Origin of the sequence: Methylobacterium nigriterrae, assembly GCF_037106235.1 — a bacterium.
Lineage (GTDB): Bacteria > Pseudomonadota > Alphaproteobacteria > Rhizobiales > Beijerinckiaceae > Methylobacterium > Methylobacterium nigriterrae.
This window is the reverse complement of sequence record NZ_JBAWTG010000216.1, coordinates 1-5,290: the sequence shown is the minus strand read 5'-3', so window position 1 is coordinate 5,290 and position 5,290 is coordinate 1. Positions and strand designations below refer to the sequence as shown.

Annotated in this window: 7 protein-coding genes and 1 riboswitch; of the genes, 4 read left to right on the top strand and 3 right to left on the bottom strand. The window is 64.1% G+C overall.

Features of this window, described 5'->3' with window-relative positions:
* Positions 1 to 345 precede the first annotated feature (345 nt).
* Positions 346 to 807, top strand: a complete 462-nt coding sequence (panD, locus tag WDW90_RS34570) for an aspartate 1-decarboxylase (RefSeq protein ID WP_336492252.1) — start codon at positions 346 to 348, stop codon at positions 805 to 807.
* A gap of 160 nt (positions 808 to 967) precedes the next feature.
* On the opposite strand, the gene WDW90_RS34565 is transcribed toward panD, so the two are convergent.
* A complete protein-coding gene (locus WDW90_RS34565) occupies positions 968 to 1,243 on the bottom strand; it encodes a hypothetical protein (RefSeq protein ID WP_336492249.1) in 276 nt (91 codons plus the stop codon).
* A 278-nt stretch (positions 1,244 to 1,521) separates the two neighbouring features.
* On the opposite strand from WDW90_RS34565, the gene WDW90_RS34560 reads away from it, so the two are divergent.
* The 3 genes from WDW90_RS34560 to WDW90_RS34550 all read left to right on the top strand — a co-directional run bounded on the left by WDW90_RS34560 (position 1,522) and on the right by WDW90_RS34550 (position 3,330).
* Positions 1,522 to 2,118, top strand: coding sequence for a hypothetical protein (locus WDW90_RS34560; RefSeq protein WP_336492247.1), 597 nt, complete (start codon positions 1,522 to 1,524; stop codon positions 2,116 to 2,118).
* Between the two features lie 62 nt (positions 2,119 to 2,180).
* A riboswitch (Fluoride riboswitch) is annotated at positions 2,181 to 2,245 on the top strand.
* Between the two features lie 99 nt (positions 2,246 to 2,344).
* The gene (crcB, locus tag WDW90_RS34555) at positions 2,345 to 2,734 is read left to right on the top strand and encodes a fluoride efflux transporter CrcB (RefSeq protein ID WP_336492245.1); all 390 of its coding nucleotides are present in this window, start codon (positions 2,345 to 2,347) and stop codon (positions 2,732 to 2,734) included.
* Positions 2,731 to 3,330, top strand: a complete 600-nt coding sequence (locus WDW90_RS34550) for a cation efflux transmembrane domain-containing protein (RefSeq protein ID WP_336492244.1) — start codon at positions 2,731 to 2,733, stop codon at positions 3,328 to 3,330. The genes crcB and WDW90_RS34550 overlap by 4 nt, the downstream gene beginning before the upstream one ends.
* A 59-nt stretch (positions 3,331 to 3,389) precedes the next feature.
* Here the strand turns inward: WDW90_RS34550 and WDW90_RS34545 are convergent, their stop codons facing one another.
* A complete protein-coding gene (locus WDW90_RS34545) occupies positions 3,390 to 3,689 on the bottom strand; it encodes a hypothetical protein (protein WP_336492243.1) in 300 nt (99 codons plus the stop codon).
* Positions 3,690 to 4,184: 495 nt separating this feature from the next.
* Positions 4,185 to 4,451: a hypothetical protein gene (locus WDW90_RS34540; RefSeq protein WP_336492241.1), complete on the bottom strand. Its 267-nt coding sequence runs from the start codon at positions 4,449 to 4,451 to the stop codon at positions 4,185 to 4,187.
* Between the last annotated feature and the right edge of the window lie 839 nt (positions 4,452 to 5,290).

The window sequence follows — 5,290 nt, the reverse complement described above, 5'->3', positions numbered from 1 at the left end:
GGACCACCGCACATCATGCCAATCCAGCGCAGCATCAGCTTCACGCCACGCGCTCCACGCCTACGGCCTACGCTTCACCTCTGCAGTTCGTCATCGAACCTGACGGCATAGCGCTGGACCAACGCTCCTTGTGGGCTGCACACCTGAACGACCGTTCCGCCCTGCTCCAGGCAGGCAACCGAGAACGCATCCGGCGGGCTGAATGTGATCGCGCTGCTGTCTGCATCATGGGGTGCGTGGGTTGCCCTCGGCGAACAATCTCGCCCATGAAGGCCGCAGAGGACGCAGACCCGGTCGCAGGTGGGCCTGGGGGCAGAAGCGGCCGTACAAGGGGGAGCCAGGACGATGCAGAGTTTCGTTCGTGCCAAGTTGCACGGCATCAGGGTCACAGGTGCTGACCTGAACTACCATGGCTCGATCACGCTGGACGCAGATCTCTGCCGAGAGGCTGGCCTAGATCCGCTCGAGTTCGTCGAGATCTGGAACAAGATGTCAGGTGCACGGATCAGCACCTACGTCATCTACGGTGAGGCCGGATCGCGCTGCTGCATCTTGAACGGGGGTGCGGCGCGAACTTGCCAAGTTGGTGATGAAATCATCATCGCCTCGGCAATGTATGGCGGCATCGATGATGTGATTGCACAGAAGCCAAAGGTCCTCATCTTCGGCGACGGTAACAAGGTAAGCGATCGTGTGGTCTACGATGTCTTCCGCGACGCAGCCGGACGCATCGACATGCGGATCATCGAACCCATGCTCGACGGTCGATCGGAACCGCAACTCGCCCAAAACATTCGGTTCGCCTGATGGGCGCAATCTACCTCACCGCAAGATGTGCCAGCCCTCGCCTCAAGCACCCGCGAGGAAGTGCCGAAATCCGGCAGCGCGCCGCATTCGCATAATCCGCCCAATTTCCTTCGCGTAAGAGCCTTTATGGAAACCGGCAGTGCTCGGGCATGCCGCGCCTTCAGTCTTTCATGTCGGGATTGAGTTCGCAGACGCCCCCCAAGCACTCCTCGATAGCCGTCAGAGCGTCATCAAGAGAGGGGTGGTGGGTGGGCATGCCGGAGAGGCGGCTCCAAGTGCCCGACACGATAGCGACCTCGTTCGACCCTGGAACTGTCCGGATCGCGCCGAGAGGACGCCCGAGCCGGCTGGTGAGCCACCAAGCAGTCTCGTGCTGACCCACTGGCGTGGCGACCACGTCCAGGGGCTCTTCCTGAGTGCGGAACAGGGTCCTCATGACGACCTCCCCGGATCAAGAACCTGGAGAGGGTGTGCTCTGATCTAGGCCATCGTCTGTGAGGTAGGGCACAACGGAGTTTGGCAGGCTTAGCGAGATGGTCGAGCGGCCTATCCCTCGGAACGCGCGAGGCCACGAAATTCACTGACTGGGCAGTATGGGAATTGCGCAGGTCGGGGGCACTCTGGCTGCGACGGACGTAGACGTCTGAATTTTCCCATACCGGCTGCGCCTCGTGCTAAGGTCAAGGACGGGGCCCTCTTCAGGAGGCGGCCGCGATGGGCATGCTGGGCGTGTTCGTGTTGGGGCTCGTAGTCGGCAGCCTCTTCGTTCTGGCCCGCCCGAACCTCACCCATCTGACGCAGCGGCGGGAGTGCCGCAATCTCACCTCGGCGCTGATCGGCGAAATCGTTGCCCTCTTGGACGCGGTCGAGGCCCACGCAGTCGTGGAGCGACTCGATGCGATCGGCCGTGGCGAGCAGGCGACGCTCGATCGGCCCGCGCCGTTGCCCATGACCATCTTCAGCGCCAACGCCGACAAGCTCGACCGCTTCTCAGCCCCGCTCCCGCGCAAGCTCGCGTACTTCTACACCCGCCTTGCGACCCTCTGGGGCCGGGTTGAAGCGCTCGGTGCGGCGCCAGCCGCACACCAGAGCCTAACCGCGCAGGAGGCGTCAGTCCTGTCCAAAGGATTCAAGGACACGCTGGACTTGGCCGACGACATCCTGCGGCAGCTGCGCCGGGGCCTCGCACAGCATCGTCTGCGCGTTCGCTTCCGGCGGGAGATCATCTCGACGCTGCCCGCCTATCGACGGTTCGCCCGGCCGACGCTGCTTCACCCGTTCGCAAAACGACCCTTCGTACCGCGCCGCTGAGTTGCTGCGCCCGAGCACAGCGCGAGACTTCCTCGTTCCGGTCGAGGCTGGTAAGGGTGCGGCCGTGTGATGGGGATGGGGCTCCCCGACAACCGCCTGCAAGAAGGCTGATAGCTCCTGCTGCGAGGGCACGAGGTGCCTGCTCGCGGCGGGAGTGCGCCCTACGCGAACCCGCTGTGAGGCGGGTTTTTTGTTGCCCTTCGACCAACGGAGGAAGGAGCAAAGCGTGGGCTTCTTGATCGTGTTTCTGGGGGCGGGGATCGGCGGCGCATGCCGTCACGGGATCAACCTCGCCGCCCTACGGCTCTTGGGCCCCGGATTCCCCTACGGGACGCTCGGTATCAACGTGCTGGGGTCCTTCCTGATGGGCGTGATCGCGGAGTACTTCGCGCTTCGGAGCGGCCTGCCGCAGCATTGGCGATTGTTCCTCACCACGGGCATCCTCGGGGGCTTCACCACCTTCTCGGCGTTCTCCTTGGACGCGGCGCTGATGTACGAGAAGGACCAGTTCGGCGCCGCATTCGCCTACGTGGCCGCTTCGGTCATCCTCTCCATCGCCGCCTTGTTCGCTGCCCTCGCGCTGATGCGCCTGCTGCTGAATGGAGGTGCAGCATGAAACCGCTGGATGTCGCCGACACCGGGTTGCGCCGGGTTGTCCGGCTCGTGGCCTTTCTGAACCTCGGCTACTTCGGCGTCGAGTTCGCCGTCGCGCTGACGATCGGCTCGGTGTCGCTCTTCGCCGACAGCGTCGATTTCCTCGAGGACGCCTCGGTCAATCTCCTGATCGTCGCCGCACTCGGTTGGACGGCCCGAAGCCGGGCACGGGTTGGGATGCTGCTCGTAGGCATCCTCCTGGTGCCGGGCTTGGCGACGCTTTGGACGGCCTGGGAGAAATTCTGGGTTCCGGTTTCCCCGGATCCGATCCCGCTCTCGCTGGCGGGTCTCGGCGCGCTGGTGATCAATCTCTCCTGCGCGTTCATGCTGGCCCGCTACCGCCACCACAGCGGCAGTCTCACACGGGCAGCGTTCCTATCGGCTCGCAATGATGCCTTGGCCAACGTGGCGATCATCGCCGCTGGGTTGGTCACGGCCTTCGCTTGGCGCTCGGCATGGCCGGATCTGATCGTAGGCCTTGCTATTGCGACGGTGAACGCCGACGCGGCCCGCGAGGTGTGGAGAGCGGCGCGCGAAGAGCACAGAGCTGCAGCCTGAGCCGGGCAACGTATTCAGGCTCCGCGGTCGGTCTAATATGTGTCCATGAAAGGGTGGGGCTACATCAGCAGCAGCCGTCCTCCAGCAAGCAGCAGGATCAGCGCGAGAATGTAGCGGGTGGCGGCTTGCGACAGCCAGCGCAGCCCGATGGCCGTTCCCAGAACCGCCCCGAGCAAGGCAGCCCCCGCATAGATCGCCGACCCCGCGGCAGGCCTCTGACCGACAGCCAGCACTCCAACGAGCGCAACCAGGGAGTTGGCGAGAATGAACGGGGCCGACACACCCGCCGCGCGCTTACGCAGCCAGTGTTCCAATAGGGCTTGCCCGTGCGGACCGCTCCAGGCCAGCCGGATGCCCATTCCGAGTGAGTGCTCCTGCGATCTGGAACGCGAACTCGGCCAGCGTCTCAGAACCCTTTGGAACGTGCATGCACCTCGCGCATGCCTTAGCTTGTCCGTATAGGTAAGCCCCAACGGTCAGCGTCAGCACCGTTCAAAACGTGGTCCGTTAGGCTTGCTTCGCGTCAACGGACGTCCATGCAACGGACGAGGCCTCAACGGACGGATTTGCCCTGCTCTCCGGAGCGCCGGGCGAGTTCAGCTCGCAGGCGCGCCGCCTCGGCTTCGTGTCTCGCGGCTGAGGCCTCAATCCGCGAGCACAAATGATCATAGAACGCGCGGAGCGATTGCATCAGGCCCGTCATCGGCTCCTCCATCGCAACAGCGGCTCGAAGCACCGCAATCGGTGGCCCGATCACGCGGCGAGCGAACCGCAGCAGGCCTTAGATTGGTAGGCTTTGCCTTGCCGCCAACCCGGTTTGCGACAGATCTGCTAAGGGCCAATGAGCGTGTCGGTCAGTGCGCCTCGCCAAAGAGCGCCTGAATGAGCCGCCAGAGTTCGCGATGCCCAGCCGTCTGCCCCGCCTGCGTGAGGTAGTCCGGGATCTCGATCTGCTCCTTCCCCTGGCCTGACCGGCCAGCTTCCCGCGCCTCAGAATGCCGCCACTCATGCTCGACGTAGAGGCGCTTCGTGTCTGTGTCGAAGACCAGCCGCCACCGATCCTCGTCGTCGGTGACAGCCTCTTTGGCGGATCGTTGAAGCTCACGGACGAGTAGGGCCATTCGATTACTCCTGCGCTGCACGAAGCGAGTTTAGCGGAGGACGGTCCGCGAGTGGACGGCAGCGCCTCTGAAGGCCGATCCGACGGCTTCGAGTTCCTCCTGCAGCGGCATTCGCGATCCCGGTCTTGATGCAGCAGCGTTCCGATAGGGCATGCCCAAAGGCCCGCTCAAACGGCGCAAAACGCCGTGCCGGGAAAACGACGGGAAACCCTGCACGCCGATTGCGTCCTGCCCGGTGCCCTGGCCCCTCGGCTGCCCGCGTCAGGAAACCCTCTTAGGTAATCAATTGTCCGGAATACGCTCTCGACCGGACATTCCTCACACGCGCCGTGAAGGGCTGCATCGGGTCATTCGAGGCCTTCACATGCGCCCCGCCGAACGTCCGTTTACCAGCGACTTGCGCCCGAAGCGGAAGGGCTGCGATCGGCCATCATCGGTCATCCCGCTTCGCGCCCGTTTCGGCCGTTCGGCGGATCCAGCGGTGTGCTTCCGAGCGAAGGCCTGCTGCGGCGACCCTCGAGATCGAGCATTGCTACATCGACCGCGGCTCGGACGATCTCGACCACGCCTGCGTGATCACGGTCCCCACGGGCGGGCTGGCACACGCTGACTCCGCATTCGACGGAATCTTCGGTCGTCGGGTTAGCACAACCCGGGGATGACAGGGACAGCAGGAAGACGATCTCTATAGAAACGCCCCGGTTGTCCTGGATGTGTCAGCGAGGCGAGCTACCGTTGGTTAAGAGCGTCTAACAAAACCGGCGGTGGTGCGTTGAGAGGAGATGGCGAGACCGCTCCTTCCTGATGGCCTGTGGGCCGAGATCGCACCGCTGCTGCCG